Genomic DNA, 15,177 nt, shown 5'->3' with positions numbered 1-15,177 from the left:
CCTATCCTTTTTTGTTTGCCCCATTTTTTAATACCTCCAACACAGGTCCAAATGGTTGAATGGATTTTGATTGAAAATAATCTGAAAAGGGATCTCCTTGTTGGCGAATTCGTTTTAATGCATTTTCCATATTAAATGAAACAGGTTTGAGTTTTTCAGTTACTTCGTCCCAATATAGGGGTGTGGCGACACCTGCATGTTCATTTCCCCGCATAGAATAGGGGGCAACAATGGTTTTCCCCTCGCTATGCTGCACATAATCAACATAAAGTCTGTTTCCGCGGTTTTTCTTCATTCTTTCAATTGTAAAGGAATCAGGATCCTTTGAAATCAAATATTCAGCAATAAAGCTTGTAAATAATCTTGTATCGTCATAAGTGAATTCATTTTCCGGCAAAGGCAGGTAGACTTGCAATCCTTTGTTTCCAGACGTTTTAATGAAAGCGATTAAATTTAATTGATTGAGGACTTCTTTGATTAACAATGCTGCTTTTACCGCCAATTGAAAGTGCTCAATAGAGGGCGGATCTAAATCAAATACAATCTCACTTGGTCCCCTGCTATCGGTGGTTTGAAAGGGGATGTGGAACTCAATGGCTAATTGATTGCCAAGCCAAACGAGTGTTTTTAAATTATTGCAGAGGATATAGTCAATCCCATCATCTGTGTGTTTTTGCACAAATTCTGGCGCATAATCTGGACAGTTTTTTTGATAAAACGCTTCACCGAACATCCCGTGCGGATAGCGGATGACGGTTAATAAGCGATTGTTTAAAAAGGGCAGAATATAGGGCGAAATTTCTCGCAAGTAATGAATATAGTCTGCTTTTTTAATCGTTAATTTTTCCCATAATGGTTTATCAGGGTGGGTTATATCTAGGTCTCCGGGCAGGTTTTTTTGTGCAAAGATAAAACGATCATATGTACACTCAGAGGGTTCTAAATCAAAGCGAAATCGATCAAAATGGGGCTCACGAAGTTGGTTTTCATAAAGCTCTAAATATTTCACCTCCAGGCATATGGCCGGTTCCACAATCATTAGTTGTCCTTCTTCACGAAGCATATTTTGTTTAATCGTTTGCTGGAGTGCTTGTTTTTCTTCTGGTTTAAATCCGAAAAGGACCTGACCAATGGGATGGATTTTTTTGTCCTTATAAACACTTACATAAAAATATCCATTGGTTTTATCATAGGCGTTGATAAAACAACTTACATATTTCCAATTTTTATACTTTAACCACTGTAAGGAGCGTTTTCCTTCCTCCCAAAGACTGTTTTTTTGTTTGGCAATAATTCCTTCCCCGTCAGATAATACAACCTTTTCCCAAAGCGGCTCAAATTCTTCATGTGCCTGGACAAGTTGAAGGAGTTGTTCGTTGTAGGGGTCAGCCTCAAGTTGAAAGCCGACTTTTTCGAATAATTTGATGAGTTCCTTTTTGCGTTGTTGAAAATCAAGTGAACGTAATGATTTCCCAGCGCTTTTCAGTATGTCAAACACCATTAGGCGACAAGGGGATTTACTGGCTTGCTCGCGAATCTTTTTTTCTGATCTTAATCGTCCGCGCACTTGAATCATCGAGAAATTGGCTTTGTGTGTGTTTTCTAATGAGACAAGTTCTCCGTCTAATTGTAGTGGTAGAAACGGTTTAAAGTGATTTTCATGTTTTAATAAAAATTCCTTTATTTCTGGGAATTGGGGGAGAAGAGATTTTTCATTCCGGCTAATAAGTTCAATTCCATGAGAACTCCATTCTAAAATGGCTCGAAATCCATCATATTTTACTTCGTAGAGCCATTCAGGATGAACAGGGAGATCAAATGTAAGGCTGGGCAGCATCGGCTTCATGGATAAATGGTCCCTTCTTTTTCATTTATTTTGTTTAAAAATACTTAGATTCATTCTTTTCCAAATGTTTTTAGGAATTGTGAATGTCTTGGGAACGCAAAATAATAACAAAAAGATTGGAGAAATACAGATGCATACGATGTGGAAGGGAAGTATTAGTTTCGGGCTTGTAAATATACCCATCAAACTCCATACAGCAACAGAAGATAAAGATATCAAACTTCGGACCCTGCATAACAAATGTCATGCTCCGATTAAATATGAGAAAATTTGTTCTGTCTGCGAGGAAGAAGTGAAACCAGAGGATATCGTTAAAGCGTATGAGTATACAAAAGGGAAATTTGTCGTTCTTGATAATGAAGAGCTTGAAAAGTTACGTAAGGAAAATGAGGATAAAGCAGTTGAAATTATTGATTTTGTTAAAATGGAACAAATTGATCCAATTTACTACGATCGCAGTTATTATATGTCTCCAAGCGAGGGGGGAGGCAAAGCCTATTCCCTGCTGAGAAAAGCATTACTAGAGTCAAAAAAAGTCGGTCTTGCCAAGATTATCATCCGTTCTAAAGAGCAATTAGCAGTTATACGTGTGTATGAAAATGTGTTAATCATGGAAACCATCCATTATCCGGATGAAGTTCGAAAAGCGGGTGATGTGCCAAGTGTACCTGCTGAAGACAAGGTAACCGAAAGAGAACTTGATACTGCAATCATGTTGATTGACCAATTGACATCAGATTTTAACCCTGAAAAATATACGGATGATTACAGAACTGCATTACTTGAACTAATTGAATCGAAACGAAATGGACAAGAAACCGTATCAGCAGCAACGAAGGAAGTCGCTTCAAATGTCACAGACTTAATGGCGGCATTACAAGCATCCATTGACCGGACGAAGCCTCCAAAAATGGCTGCGCCAAGAAAGAAAGCAGCGCCAAGAGTCAAAAAACGAGCATAGGGAAGTGTTGACAAAACCGATTCGAATCCATGAATCGGTTTTTATATTAGTTCTTTCATCCAAAAAATAAGCATATTTTTTAGAAATATAATTTTTTGGGGGAGATACTTTTGGCTTATAATGTGCTCATGATTGGTGATCCGGGGATTGATGATTCTTTTGCCATAATGTATGCCTTATTAAATCCAAAAATCAACCTAGTGGGTATTGTCAGTGGTTATGGCAATACACCGAAGGACAAATCAGTTAAAAATACAGCCTACTTGTTAACATTAGGCGGCAGAGCAGATATTCCAATCATTGCAGGCACCGCAGGACCGTTATTAGGTGAACCGATTACATATTACCCGGAGATACATGGCGAAGAAGGATTAGGACCTATTAAACCTCCTGATACAATAAAGAATGTGAAGGTATATGACATAAACAAAATCAGTGAGATAGTAACTCAATATGAAGGTAACCTTATAATTGTTTCGGTAGGGAGATTGACCGAGTTAGCCTTAATGTTTATCTTATATGGAAATGAAGCACTTAAAGGAGTAAATGCTTTCTTTATTATGGGTGGGGCTTTTTTAGTCCCAGGGAATATTAGTGCTGAAGCCGAAGCTAATTTTTTTGTTGACCCAATTGCTGCACATACGGTGATGGAAAAAGCACATAATATCAACTTATACCCATTAAATGTTACCAATAAAGCACTCATCACGCCCGAAATTATGGACTTTCTTAGCCAAAACAGCCCCACACCTTTCCGCCCGCTATTAAAACCGGCTTTTGATTATTACTTTAAAGCCTATCAGAAAAATGTCCCGGGTATAAAAGGAGCACCGCTTCATGACGTAGTACCGCTGATGGCGCTAACTGAACCTGATTTAGTGAAATATATCCCAAAACGAGTGAGAGTGGAGCAATTTGGGAATGCCAAGGGAAAAAGCATGGCAGACTTTCGACCAAAGCCAGATCAGGAACCCACTGAAACACTTGATAACATCGGGATGGAAATTGATGTAACGAAGTTTTCTGTCAACTTTGTAGAAATATTCTTACAAGGTGAATTTAATAAAGAATAATGAAACTAACTTCGAGTTTCATATACTGTTAGTATGAGACAAGTTTAACAAGTTATTATTATACTGAAATATTTTCTCTGAATTTCCTGGTTTTTGAAATTCAAATTGACGGTATGGCCAAAATCTGTTAAAATGAAGGTACGCTTTTAAGTTGGTTAAATATATATTGGTTTCAGTAGCCGTAACTGCACGAACATGTGGGTGATGTCTATTACCCGAAGGTGTCAGTACGTCTTTTTTATTTTTTTTAACTGAAAATTAAAGTGAACAATTATTTTGGGGGTTAATTCATGAATAACGGTAAAGTTAAATGGTTTAATGCAGAAAAAGGTTTTGGATTTATCGAAGCAGATGGCGGTCAAGACGTATTTGTTCACTTTTCAGCAATTCAATCAGAAGGCTTTAAAACTTTAGAAGAAGGCCAATCAGTATCATTCGAAATCGTTGAAGGTGCTCGTGGACCACAAGCTTCTAACGTTAAAACAGTTTAATTCTATTAAAATAAAAAGGTGATGCATTAGATTTAGCATCACCTTTTTATCTATAAAATTTATATTTGATAAACTAGTTTCAGTTGGCAATGGAACACTGCTAAATGATGTATTTCCATGTTATTTAGCTAACAAACAAAAGAGTAAAAACAGTCATGCACTAATTATAAGGGGTGATCGTTTTGGCGTTTGGTAGAAAAAGTGATGAGGAAATCAAATTAGAAGAAACGAAAATATGGGTGTGTAACTCAGCAACTTGTAAATGCTGGGTACGTGACAATTTTAAAAGCACGGATGTGCCATTATGCCCGATTTGTAAAAGTGAAATGAGTTTAACAACAAAAGAATTACAAGTGATTCATAACCATAGTAAAAACTTTATGTAATAAAAAACAGGGAGTGATTAATCACTCCCTGTTTTTTATTCTGATGCATGCTCTTTACAATAGGCAAGTACTAGTGCCTCTTCATCTTCCTCAAGGACAAAGTCTAGAACATTTTCACTCCCTTGTTCATAAAGGTAAAAATTGGTGATTTTCTCACCATTTTCATCGCTAACGAAAATAGTTCTTAGGCCAATTCCTTTATCCGAATATAGCTCATCTTCTTCATCAACCTCTAGTTCGAGGAAAAACTCATAGCGGTCACCTGATAATAAACCGAATGGATCTTCTAATTTTTCAACTGTGTGTCCAGTAATGTTCAAGTGTATCATCCTCTGCAAAATATTCATCCATCCTATTATACACATTTTTGTTTCAACAAGAAAAAATTGAATCGATTTTGATATTTTTAGCGTATATTGTGATTTTTATATATAACGCCATAAATCTCTGGCGTTTTTTAATATATTGAAAAACAGGAAAACCTACATATTATCCTGTGGTAATTTATGAACTTTCAGAAAACGTTCAAAAACATTCAAATAATGATTGTTTTTGAAAGAAAATGATTGAAATGTGCAATCGTTTTCAGTATTATATAGTTACCGAATAAAAAAACTAGGTGGTGATGACATGTTAACACCAGAACGTCATCGGATTATCATGCAATTATTAAAAGCGAAAAATGTAATAAAAATTAATGAAATTATGGAGTTAACCGAGTCTTCGGAGTCAACCATTCGCCGTGACCTCTCACAATTAGAGGAACAAAAGTTTTTAAAGAGAATTCATGGAGGTGCCTCAAGATTACAAGGTAAACTTCAAGAACCCAGTATGATTGAGAAATCATCCAAAAACCTTCAAGCAAAGCGGTTGATTGCACAATATGCAGCCAGTTTAGTGGACGAAGGTGATAGCATTTACCTTGATGCTGGCTCAACAGTTATTGAAATGATAGAATTCTTGAACTTTAAGGATATTGTTGTAGTCACGAATGGCTTAATGCATTTAAAACCTTTATTAGATAAAGGTATATCCACTTACTTAATTGGGGGCTTGGCAAAGCCTAATACCAATGCATTTATCGGAAGAGGAGCTTTAGCAGGTTTGGACCTTTACCGTTTTGATAAATGTTTCATGGGTGTGAATGGTATTCATCCGCAATTCGGCTATACAACACCGGATCAGGAGGAAGCTTTGGTAAAGCAAAAGGCAATGGCTCTTTCAAGAGAGACATTTGTGCTATCGGATAATACGAAATTTGCTGAAATTTCATTTTCCAAGGTTGCTGATATTCACGAAGCAGTCATTATCACGAATGAATTAGATGACGAAACACAAACGCAGTACTTAAATAGAACGACAATAAAGGTTGTGACAACATGATTTACACATTAACGTTAAATCCCTCTGTTGATTATATCGTTAAACTAGAGAGCTTTCAGCTCGGGGAATTAAACAGGACAGTGGAGGAAGCAAAATTTCCAGGTGGGAAAGGAATCAATGTGTCAACAGTTTTGAAGCATTTTGGCACAAGCAGTATAGCACTAGGTTTTATTGGTGGTTTTACCGGTGCGTACATTGAACAGTATCTTCAAAAGGAACTGATTGAAACAGATTTTGTCCAGGTTGATGAAGATACACGAATCAACGTAAAACTAAAAACGGGTCAAGAGTCAGAGATTAATGCAAATGGACCGAAAATCACGGCAGAAAACTTTTCATTATTAAAACAAAAAATAAAGAAACTAAGTGCGGATGATTTATTGGTACTGGCAGGAAGCATTCCTAGTAGTTTGCCGAAAACTACCTACGAGGAACTGGTCAAAATCTGCAGTGAAAGCAGTGCACAATTTGTGGTGGATGCAGAAGGGGATTTATTAAAAAAAGTTCTTCCTTATCGTCCATTATTAATCAAACCAAATCATCACGAGCTTGGGGAATTATTTGATGCTACCATTACAAACGCTGAAGAAGTTATTCCATTTGGGAAAAGACTCGTAGAGATGGGAGCAAAAAATGTCATTATTTCGCTCGCTGGTGAAGGGGCAGTGCTAATAAATAGTGAAACAACACTTTTGGCAGAAGTTCCAAAAGGAGAAGTGAAAAATTCAGTAGGTGCAGGTGACTCAATGGTCGCAGGTTTCTTAGCAGCCTATGTAAAAACTCGAAATATTGAGGAAGCTTTTCGATATAGCGTGGCCTCAGGAAGTGCAACAGCTTTTTCACTAGGTCTATGTACCAAGGAAAAAGTGGGAGAACTCCTGCCACAAGTTCATATAAAAGAGATCCTTTAAGGGAGAGAAAATCATGAAAATTACTGAATTGTTATCTAAAAATACGATTCTTTTAAATATAGAAGGCAATCAAAAAGAAGCAGCAATTGATCAGTTGGTTGATGTCCTTTCAAAGGCGGAGAAAATTTCTGATCGTGCTGAATTTAAAGCAGCCATCTTAAAGCGTGAAGAACAAAGTACCACAGGTATTGGGGATGGAATAGCTATCCCTCATGCGAAAACAAAAGTAGTAAATGAAGCAGCCATTGTCTTTGGAAAATCAGCGGCAGGTGTTAATTATGAATCATTGGATGGAAAACCAGCCCATTTATTTTTTATGATTGCTGCTCCGGATGGTGCGAATAATACACATTTAGAAGCATTAGCACGGCTCTCAGGCTTGTTAATGAAAGCGGAAGTTCGTTATGAGTTATTAAAGGCAACAACTCCTGAGGAAATCCTTGATACTATAAACCGCTACGATAAAGAAGATAAACAGGAAACCGTAACAAAAGAAACTAAGAATAATTTAATCGTAGCTGTAACAGGGTGTCCAACGGGTATTGCCCACACCTATATGGCAGCTGATTCTTTAAAAGCAAAGGCAGCTGAATTGGGTGTTGATATAAAGGTTGAGACAAATGGCTCAGGAGGAGCAAAAAATGTCCTAACTAAAGAGGAAATTGAAAATGCGACAGCAGTCATTATTGCTGCAGATATCAATGTCGAGATGGAAAGGTTTAAGGGTAAGCACGTAATCCAAGCAGCTGTAGCAGAAGGAATCCGTCGCCCTGCGCAATTGATCGACAAAGCGGTTAAACAAGACGCACCAATTTTTAAGGGGAATAACGGGCAAAGTGAAAAAGCAGAGGATCAAAAAGGATCTCGTACAGGCTTTTACAAGCACCTGATGAATGGCGTTTCAAATATGCTTCCCTTCGTGGTTGGAGGAGGAATATTAATCGCGATAAGCTTTATGTTCGGATATAATTCTGCTAATCCAGATGATCCATCCTATAACCCTATTGCAGCCGTTATTAAGGCCATTGGTGGAGATAATGCATTCGCATTAATTGTTCCAGTACTTGCAGGCTTTATTGCCCTCAGTATTGCTGATCGTCCAGGTTTCGCCCCAGGTATGGTAGGCGGTATGATGGCGGCTCATGGTGGAGCCGGTTTCCTTGGCGGTTTAGTTGCAGGTTTTCTAGCAGGTTACATTGTCTTACTGTTAAAGAAACTGTTTGCAGGTCTTCCACGTTCTCTTGAAGGAATTAAAAGTATCTTACTTTATCCACTATTTGGCATTGCGATAACCGGATTTTTAATGCATTATGTCGTAAACAATCCAGTTGCATGGGTGAACAAGGAAATTGCTGATTGGTTAACAGGTCTTGGAACAGGAAATGCCGTATTATTGGGTATAGTACTAGGACTTATGATGTCATTCGATATGGGTGGACCAGTTAACAAGGCTGCCTATGTATTTGGAACAGGATTATTAGCAAGTGGAGTCTATGAACCAATGGCGGCAATTATGGCTGCTGGTATGGTCCCGCCGCTAGCTATTGCACTTGCAACGACATTCTTCAAAAATAAATTTAATGATCAAGACAAAGATGCAGGAAAAGCTTGTTATGTCATGGGCTTATCCTTCATTACCGAAGGCGCGATCCCTTTTGCAGCGGCTGATCCATTACGTGTCATTCCTTCTGTTATGGCTGGTTCGGCCATCGCTGGTGCACTATCGATGGCATTCGGAATTGGTCTCCGTGCCCCACACGGCGGAATATTTGTTGTCCCATTGGTAGAAAATGGTGCCTTACTTTATGCACTTTCCATTATTGTGGGCTCTATTGTATCAGCATTATTAATCGGTCTTCTAAAAAAACCAGTAAAATAATATGTATATAAAGAGCTGAGGACTTACCTCAGCTCTTTTGGTCTTGTGCATTGGGTTTGATCGCCATCAATGCAACAATGGCTGCAATAATACTTAAACTACCTAATAGGATAAAAATCCAATGAGTTTCTTTCTTTAGTAACAATGCAATAATTGGTGGTCCTGCCGCCACTCCAATAAATCTCATTGAACTATAAATGGATGAAATGGTGCCTCTTTCTTCCTTTTCAACACCCTCAGTTATCAAGGCATCTAGACAAGGTAGCCCTAAACCAATACCTACTCCGCTAATAAGAAACATGGTAATTACGTACCAAAGTTTTATCGAAAACCACAAGGCACCAATCGATAGGGATGTAGCAATCACACCACCAAATGTCAACCACTTCATGAGAACTTTGTTTTTCTTAATCACTTTTCCGCTGATAAACGAGGATAAACAAAGAGCACCAAGTGGTAAAGCTAGAAAGAAACCTTTCTTGATATCCTTAATGCCATATTCTTTTTCAAAAAGCTCGGACAGATAAAACAAAATTCCAAAAAGGACAAACATTAAAATTCCACCAATAAAAAAGATGGCGTAAAGCCAGCGTCCCTTTTCAGTAAAGGTTTTTTTCACATTAATGAAGAAATCTTTAAATGGAATGGGTTTCTGTGTTGATTTTGGGCTTTTGACCAAGAACATAATCATCAAAACAGAAATGGCACAAAATACAGGAAAGGAAAAAAACGGCATAAACCAAATGATTCCCGCAAGAAAAGCCCCTAAAATAGGGCTTAATACCTTTCCAAACGTATTCGATGTTTCTATTAAACCCAGACAACAGCTAACATCATCCTCATTTTTAAACATATCCCCAACCAATGGCATAACGATTGGAGCTGCTCCAGCAGCTCCAACCCCCTGAAGGGCGCGGCCAGCTAAAATTATCCAATAAGCATCATTCATTTTCCATGCAGCAAAACCTGAAATCAGCCCGCCAATTCCAGCAATGATAAGGCTTGGAATAATGACTTTTTTTCGACCAATATGATCTGATAAGTATCCGGCAACAGGTATTAGGAAAATAGCAACAATCGAATAAACAGTAATAACCATACTGGTTTGAAAGGAAGAAATCGACAACTTTTTTTCCATTGAAGGTAGAACTGGAATTAACATCGAATTACCCAACGTCATGACTAGTGGAATGGAAGACAGTGAGATGATTGCCCACTTCTGATTAGCTATTTCATTCGATCGCTTTTGTCCCGCTGCTGATTGTTTCTTTTTGGCAGCTTTTGGATTTTGGCTTAAATGTTCAATATGCTCCATTAATCTTCAATCCCGCCTTCGTTATTTGCTACTATTACTATTTGCTTATTCAGTATAAAAAAACCTTGTTGGAATATCCTTTAACTGGAATAAATAAAAAAAGCTAGTGGCTTGGAAAATAGAACGGAAAACCTAATTTTCAAATTAATTAAAAAATTTATGAATTTTTCCCTTGACTTTAGAGAGAAATTTGCGTAGGATATAAATCAAAGTTAAATAATTAACTCGTTGAACAAGAGGAGTACACTTATTTATTTCTTCTAAGAGAGTCGGGGGAGGTGGGAGCCCGATAAGAAAGGATTTGTGGAATGGACTTGTGAGAGGCATCTTGAATCTAAGTAGGGATGCACGGGTCTCCACCGTTAAAAGGATAGGATATCGAACAGTTTGTTCCGTATCTGAAGAGGAAGCAGAGCAATCGGCTGCTTCAAACAGAGGTGGCACCACGACCATAGAATCGTCCTCTATATGCGTAAAATTTTTGCGCATATAGAGGACGATTTTTTTTTATTTAGAAGGGGGTCCAAACATGAAAACTAAAATGGATTTTTTCATAAAAGAAATTAAAGGAGACACGCTTACACCCATCTCCATCTTAAAAAAAATAAACGGGAAAAAGAAATTCCTATTAGAAAGCTCACATAAGTACAATGCCTCTGGCCGATATTCCTTTATTGGAGCAGAGCCTGCATTTGAACTTATTTCGAGGGGGGATCGGAATGAGATTCTAAAAGAGAATGGTGAAAATGAAGTGATAAAGGGTAATCCTCTAGAATTGTTAAAGAAACTAATCCCCCCCATGGATTTTGAAGAGTATCCCTTCCCATTTATTGGAGGCGCAGTTGGATTTGTAGGCTATGACATTATTAGGCAGTATGAAGTGATAGGAGAAGAATTTCCAAACGGTATGGAAATGCCGGATGTACACTTAATGTTTTATGAAGAAGTTATCGTCTTTGATCATCTTCAAGACAAGGTTTTGATTTGTGGTTGTCCTTTAACGAAGGAGAGCGACACCGCTGTAATTGAGAAAAGAATCAATCGCAGAATCGAGGAACTCAAGCAGCCGACTTTTTACCCAACAGAAGAGCCATTTGATTTTTCAGGCTTTGAATCTGAAACAACAAAAGAAACTTTTATCAAAAATGTAGAAATCGCGAAGGAACATATATTAGCTGGTGATATTTTCCAAGTGGTTCTTTCTAGGAGGATGAAATCAGCTTTTAACGGAGATCCATTATCACTTTATCGCAAACATCGGGCTAATAATCCAACACCCTATATGTTCTATATTGACTTTGACGGGTATACCGTGATTGGTTCATCTCCAGAGAGCTTAATTAAAACAAGAGCACAAACAGTTATTTCGAATCCTATCGCAGGTACAAAAAGACGAGGGAGGACAAATGAAGAAGATTTGTTGATTGAACAAGAATTGAAAAATGATGAAAAGGAACTAGCGGAGCATAAGATGCTAGTTGATCTTGGCAGAAATGACCTCGGAAAAATTTGCGAATTTGGGTCCGTTCAAGTGGATAAGTATATAGCGGTGGAGAAATACCGACATGTGATGCACCTTGTCTCAGAAGTAAGCGGTCATTTAAAATCCGACAAGACAGCCATAGATGCCCTCGCTGCCTGTCTTCCGGCCGGAACTGTTTCAGGTGCCCCTAAGGTTCGTGCGATGGAGATTATTAACTCATTGGAAAAGTCAAAACGAGGGTTATATTCAGGCGCTGTTGGATATATTTCCGCGGATGGAAATATGGATTTTGCCCTTGCGATTCGAACGACGATTTTAAAAGAGGGTTCGGCTTATATACAAGCTGGGGCTGGGATTGTATATGATTCGAATCCAGAGTCCGAATATCAAGAGACGATAAACAAACTAAACTCTTTCTTGGAGGGTGAGAAATGATTTTACTGATTGATAATTTTGACTCGTTTACATTCAACCTCTATCAATATCTAGGGGAACTTGGGGAACAAATAACAGTTTTTAGGAATAATCAGCTAAGCATGGAACAAATCAAGGAATTAAACCCTAAAGCAATCATTCTTTCCCCGGGACCAGGGAAGCCGGAGGATGCCGGAATTTGCATCGAAGTAATTCAAACATTTTTTAATAAGATCCCTATCTTAGGAATTTGCCTCGGTCATCAAGCGATCGGTGCAGCATTCGGTGGTGAGATTAAAAGGGCACCCCTAATCAAGCATGGTAAAACATCGTTCATATCGCATCGGTGCGATGGATTATTTGAAGGCCTGCCAAGCCCATTAGAAGTGATGCGGTATCATTCATTAATCATTGAAAAGAGTAGTATTCCTGAAGTGCTCGAAAGGATTGCACACTCGGACGATGATCAGGAAATTATGGCAATCAGGCATCGTGACTATCCTGTTTTTGGTCTACAGTTTCATCCGGAGTCGATCGGTACTCCTACTGGCAAACAAATCCTAAATAACTTTTTAAATGAGATAGAGAGGATGAAGAAAAATGAAGAATTATTTACTCCAATTAGCTGAACGTGAATCATTTTCTGAAAAACAAATGAAAGAAGCCGTTAGTTTCATTTTAGGGGAAGAGGTTTCAGAATCTGAAATTGCTGCCTTCTTAATGGGCTTGAAATCAAAAGGAGAAACAGTCGAAGAAATTACCGGAATAGTTAAAGCAATGAAGGCAAATACACTGAAATTTAATGAGAAATTCTCTGGCGTTCTAGATAATTGTGGAACCGGAGGAGATGGTTCTTCCAGTTTTAATGTGAGTACTACTTCTGCTTTTGTGATTGCCGGTGCGGGCATTCCGGTTGCCAAGCATGGCAATCGAAGTGTTTCGAGTAAAACGGGTAGTGCTGATGTACTTGAATACTTAGGGATTAATTTAAATCTGTCAGCAGAAAGAACAGAAGAAATTCTGCAGGAAATCGGCTTATCCTTTTTATTCGCGCCAAATGTTCATCCAAAATTAAAGAAAGTTATGACCGTTCGAAAACAATTAAAGATTCCAACGATATTTAACTTTATTGGACCACTTACAAACCCAATTGAGTTGGACTATCAATTGTTGGGTGTGTATCGGAGGGATTTATTGAATGTGTTTGCTGAAGTGCTTTTCAAGTTAGGACGCAAGCGGGCCGTTGTTATCAATGGAGCAGGCTTTATGGATGAAGCATCTCTTCAAGGGGAAAATCATTTAACTATTTTAGAGAACGGCGTAATTACAAGTCAATCATTCTTCCCAGAAGAAATCAATCTTCCACAATATGATAACAGTTGTATTAGAGGCGGAGATTCTAAAGAAAACGCTGAAATATTAATCAATGTGTTAAAAGGGGAAAAGGGCGCTTGCCGTGATACTGTGTTACTGAATTCCGGGCTTGGGATATTTACAGCAGGTAAAGCTAACTCCATTAAAGAGGGTATATTAGTGGCAAGAGAAATTATTGATTCTGGTGCTGCTTATGAAAAACTAAATACACTTATCGAAAAAACACAAGCAGCAGGGCAGAAAGAGGCGATATAAGTGGCAACCATCTTAGATAAGATCATTGACCAAAAGAAAAAAGAAGTTCGGATTCTTCGTGAAGGTAATCTCCAACAAGTTGAATTGAACAAGCCGAGAAGATCTTTTATTCAAAAGCTTAAAACAGCTGATCAAATATCGATAATCTCAGAGTTTAAGAGGGCATCACCATCGAAAGGGATCATTAATAACACGATTGAGCCTGCCTTTCAGGCGGGGCTTTATGAAGAATATGGTGCATCGGCTATATCCGTTTTAACGGATCAAACCTTTTTTAAAGGCAGTTTCTCTGATTTAAGAGCGGTTCGGAGCCAGGTAAATCTGCCGATTCTCTGTAAAGACTTTATTATTGATGAGGTGCAAATTAATCTGGCTGCTTCAAATGGGGCGGATCTCATCTTACTAATTGCAGCTGCATTAGACGATCAAAGATTAGTTGAACTTTTTCAATATGCGAAGGGATTAGGTCTTGAAGTATTAGTGGAAGTTCATAATCAGACTGAATTGGAAAGTGCACTTAAAACAAATGCGAAGTTGATTGGAGTTAATAATCGCGACTTAAAGACGTTTCATGTTTCACTTGAGGTAACTGAGAACTTAGCCTCGGAGGTAAAAAACTCTGGTGCATATCTCATTAGTGAAAGCGGGATTCATCACCAAGAAGATGTAGCACGAGTTAGAAATGCAGGAGCCAATGGAATATTAGTGGGTGAGGCATTAATGAAAAGTCCTAATGTGAAACAATCGTTTTTAGACTTTCGCTTGCCACTTATTTTAGGTGTCAAGAAATGAAAGTGAAAATCTGTGGAATTACTGATATCGAAACTGGTGTGGCGGCGGCACGTTATGGTGCTGATGCCATTGGATTCGTCTTTGCAGAAAGTAAGCGCAAGGTCACCATAGAGAAAGCACAAGAAATTATTGCTCATTTACCGAATGAGGTGTATAAGGTCGGTGTTTTTGTAAATGAAACAAGAGATGAAATAGAGAAAATTGCTGCTTCTGTGGGCCTTACCCATATCCAATTACACGGAGATGAAACAGGAGGTTTCAGTGAATCGCTGTCATTGCCTGTTATAAAATCAATTAGTTTTCAAGGAAATGAAGGCTTAGCTGCATTGGCCGATTTTCCATGTGAATTTATTTTATTAGACAGTCCTAAGGGAAAATACAGAGGCGGAAATGGAACGGTATTTAATTGGAATGAGGTCGATCCTCACCTAATTAAAAATCACAATATAATTCTTGCTGGTGGATTGCATGTTGATAATGTGGAAGAAGCGATAAGAATGATCAAACCATGTATGGTTGATGTTAGCTCGGGGGTAGAAACCAACGGGAAAAAGGATTTAGAAAAGATTAAAACATTTATAGAAAAAGCGAAAAGCATACCTGTAGGGAGGTAA

15 protein-coding genes and 1 other annotated feature are annotated in these 15,177 nt (G+C 38.1%); of the genes, 12 read left to right on the top strand and 3 right to left on the bottom strand.

What is annotated here, in order from left to right:
• Position 1 precedes the first annotated feature (1 nt).
• Positions 2-1,846, bottom strand: coding sequence for a DNA ligase D (locus ACE198_RS05750; protein ID WP_375374953.1), 1,845 nt, complete (start codon positions 1,844-1,846; stop codon positions 2-4).
• A gap of 130 nt (positions 1,847-1,976) precedes the next feature.
• Between ACE198_RS05750 and ku the strand changes: the two genes are divergently transcribed.
• The 4 genes from ku to ACE198_RS05730 all read left to right on the top strand — a co-directional run bounded on the left by ku (position 1,977) and on the right by ACE198_RS05730 (position 4,757).
• On the top strand, positions 1,977-2,807 hold the full coding sequence (gene ku, locus ACE198_RS05745; protein ID WP_375374952.1) for a non-homologous end joining protein Ku: 831 nt from the start codon (positions 1,977-1,979) through the stop codon (positions 2,805-2,807).
• Positions 2,808-2,917: 110 nt separating this feature from the next.
• Positions 2,918-3,880, top strand: coding sequence for a nucleoside hydrolase (locus ACE198_RS05740; protein ID WP_375374951.1), 963 nt, complete (start codon positions 2,918-2,920; stop codon positions 3,878-3,880).
• A 290-nt stretch (positions 3,881-4,170) separates the two neighbouring features.
• Entirely contained in the window at positions 4,171-4,371 is a 201-nt protein-coding gene (locus tag ACE198_RS05735) for a cold-shock protein (RefSeq protein WP_066256683.1), read from the top strand.
• Positions 4,372-4,553: 182 nt separating this feature from the next.
• Positions 4,554-4,757 carry a cold-inducible protein YdjO-related protein gene (locus ACE198_RS05730; protein WP_180230153.1) on the top strand — a complete coding sequence of 68 codons (204 nt, stop codon included), beginning with the start codon at positions 4,554-4,556 and terminating at the stop codon, positions 4,755-4,757.
• A gap of 35 nt (positions 4,758-4,792) precedes the next feature.
• On the opposite strand, the gene ACE198_RS05725 is transcribed toward ACE198_RS05730, so the two are convergent.
• Entirely contained in the window at positions 4,793-5,086 is a 294-nt protein-coding gene (locus ACE198_RS05725) for a DUF6509 family protein (protein ID WP_098575039.1), read from the bottom strand.
• A 301-nt stretch (positions 5,087-5,387) separates the two neighbouring features.
• On the opposite strand from ACE198_RS05725, the gene ACE198_RS05720 reads away from it, so the two are divergent.
• The 3 genes from ACE198_RS05720 to ACE198_RS05710 are packed head-to-tail and all read left to right on the top strand — an operon-like array spanning position 5,388 to position 8,930.
• A complete protein-coding gene (locus ACE198_RS05720) occupies positions 5,388-6,140 on the top strand; it encodes a DeoR/GlpR family DNA-binding transcription regulator (RefSeq protein WP_375374950.1) in 753 nt (250 codons plus the stop codon).
• Positions 6,137-7,051 carry a 1-phosphofructokinase gene (gene pfkB / locus ACE198_RS05715; protein WP_375374949.1) on the top strand — a complete coding sequence of 305 codons (915 nt, stop codon included), beginning with the start codon at positions 6,137-6,139 and terminating at the stop codon, positions 7,049-7,051. Before ACE198_RS05720 ends, pfkB begins: the two co-directional genes overlap by 4 nt.
• Positions 7,052-7,064: 13 nt before the next feature.
• A complete protein-coding gene (locus ACE198_RS05710; protein ID WP_375374948.1) occupies positions 7,065-8,930 on the top strand; it encodes a PTS fructose transporter subunit IIABC in 1,866 nt (621 codons plus the stop codon).
• 28 nt (positions 8,931-8,958) lie between these two features.
• Here the strand turns inward: ACE198_RS05710 and bcbE are convergent, their stop codons facing one another.
• Complete coding sequence (bcbE, locus tag ACE198_RS05705) at positions 8,959-10,245, bottom strand: bacillibactin exporter BcbE (protein ID WP_375374947.1); 1,287 nt, start codon at positions 10,243-10,245, stop codon at positions 8,959-8,961.
• A gap of 219 nt (positions 10,246-10,464) precedes the next feature.
• Positions 10,465-10,713 (top strand) — a binding site (T-box leader).
• A gap of 61 nt (positions 10,714-10,774) precedes the next feature.
• On the opposite strand from bcbE, the gene trpE reads away from it, so the two are divergent.
• Genes trpE through ACE198_RS05680 form a run of 5 tightly spaced genes read left to right on the top strand, consistent with a single transcriptional unit; the run spans position 10,775 to position 15,177 of the window.
• Entirely contained in the window at positions 10,775-12,163 is a 1,389-nt protein-coding gene (trpE, locus tag ACE198_RS05700) for an anthranilate synthase component I (RefSeq protein ID WP_375374946.1), read from the top strand.
• Positions 12,160-12,771: an anthranilate synthase component II gene (locus ACE198_RS05695; RefSeq protein WP_375374945.1), complete on the top strand. Its 612-nt coding sequence runs from the start codon at positions 12,160-12,162 to the stop codon at positions 12,769-12,771. The genes trpE and ACE198_RS05695 overlap by 4 nt, the downstream gene beginning before the upstream one ends.
• Entirely contained in the window at positions 12,743-13,771 is a 1,029-nt protein-coding gene (trpD, locus tag ACE198_RS05690) for an anthranilate phosphoribosyltransferase (RefSeq protein ID WP_375374944.1), read from the top strand. The genes ACE198_RS05695 and trpD overlap by 29 nt, the downstream gene beginning before the upstream one ends.
• Positions 13,772-14,563 carry an indole-3-glycerol phosphate synthase TrpC gene (gene trpC / locus ACE198_RS05685; RefSeq protein WP_375374943.1) on the top strand — a complete coding sequence of 264 codons (792 nt, stop codon included), beginning with the start codon at positions 13,772-13,774 and terminating at the stop codon, positions 14,561-14,563.
• Entirely contained in the window at positions 14,560-15,177 is a 618-nt protein-coding gene (locus ACE198_RS05680) for a phosphoribosylanthranilate isomerase (RefSeq protein WP_375374942.1), read from the top strand. The genes trpC and ACE198_RS05680 overlap by 4 nt, the downstream gene beginning before the upstream one ends.

It is taken from the genome of Neobacillus sp. KR4-4, assembly GCF_042136325.1.
Classification (GTDB): Bacteria; Bacillota; Bacilli; order Bacillales; family Cytobacillaceae; genus Neobacillus.
Note: the sequence above shows the minus strand (reverse complement) of the source record. Positions and strands in the feature narration are given on the sequence as shown.

Coding starts and splice junctions, on each gene's coding strand:
- ACE198_RS05750 (WP_375374953.1), bottom strand. CDS start 1,846: ATGAAGCCGATGCTGCCCAGCCTTACATTTGATCTCCCTGTTCATCCT.
- ku (WP_375374952.1), top strand. CDS start 1,977: ATGCATACGATGTGGAAGGGAAGTATTAGTTTCGGGCTTGTAAATATA.
- ACE198_RS05735 (WP_066256683.1), top strand. CDS start 4,171: ATGAATAACGGTAAAGTTAAATGGTTTAATGCAGAAAAAGGTTTTGGA.
- ACE198_RS05725 (WP_098575039.1), bottom strand. CDS start 5,086: ATGATACACTTGAACATTACTGGACACACAGTTGAAAAATTAGAAGAT.
- ACE198_RS05720 (WP_375374950.1), top strand. CDS start 5,388: ATGTTAACACCAGAACGTCATCGGATTATCATGCAATTATTAAAAGCG.
- pfkB (WP_375374949.1), top strand. CDS start 6,137: ATGATTTACACATTAACGTTAAATCCCTCTGTTGATTATATCGTTAAA.
- ACE198_RS05710 (WP_375374948.1), top strand. CDS start 7,065: ATGAAAATTACTGAATTGTTATCTAAAAATACGATTCTTTTAAATATA.
- bcbE (WP_375374947.1), bottom strand. CDS start 10,245: ATGGAGCATATTGAACATTTAAGCCAAAATCCAAAAGCTGCCAAAAAG.
- trpE (WP_375374946.1), top strand. CDS start 10,775: ATGAAAACTAAAATGGATTTTTTCATAAAAGAAATTAAAGGAGACACG.
- ACE198_RS05695 (WP_375374945.1), top strand. CDS start 12,160: ATGATTTTACTGATTGATAATTTTGACTCGTTTACATTCAACCTCTAT.
- trpD (WP_375374944.1), top strand. CDS start 12,743: ATGAAGAATTATTTACTCCAATTAGCTGAACGTGAATCATTTTCTGAA.
- ACE198_RS05680 (WP_375374942.1), top strand. CDS start 14,560: ATGAAAGTGAAAATCTGTGGAATTACTGATATCGAAACTGGTGTGGCG.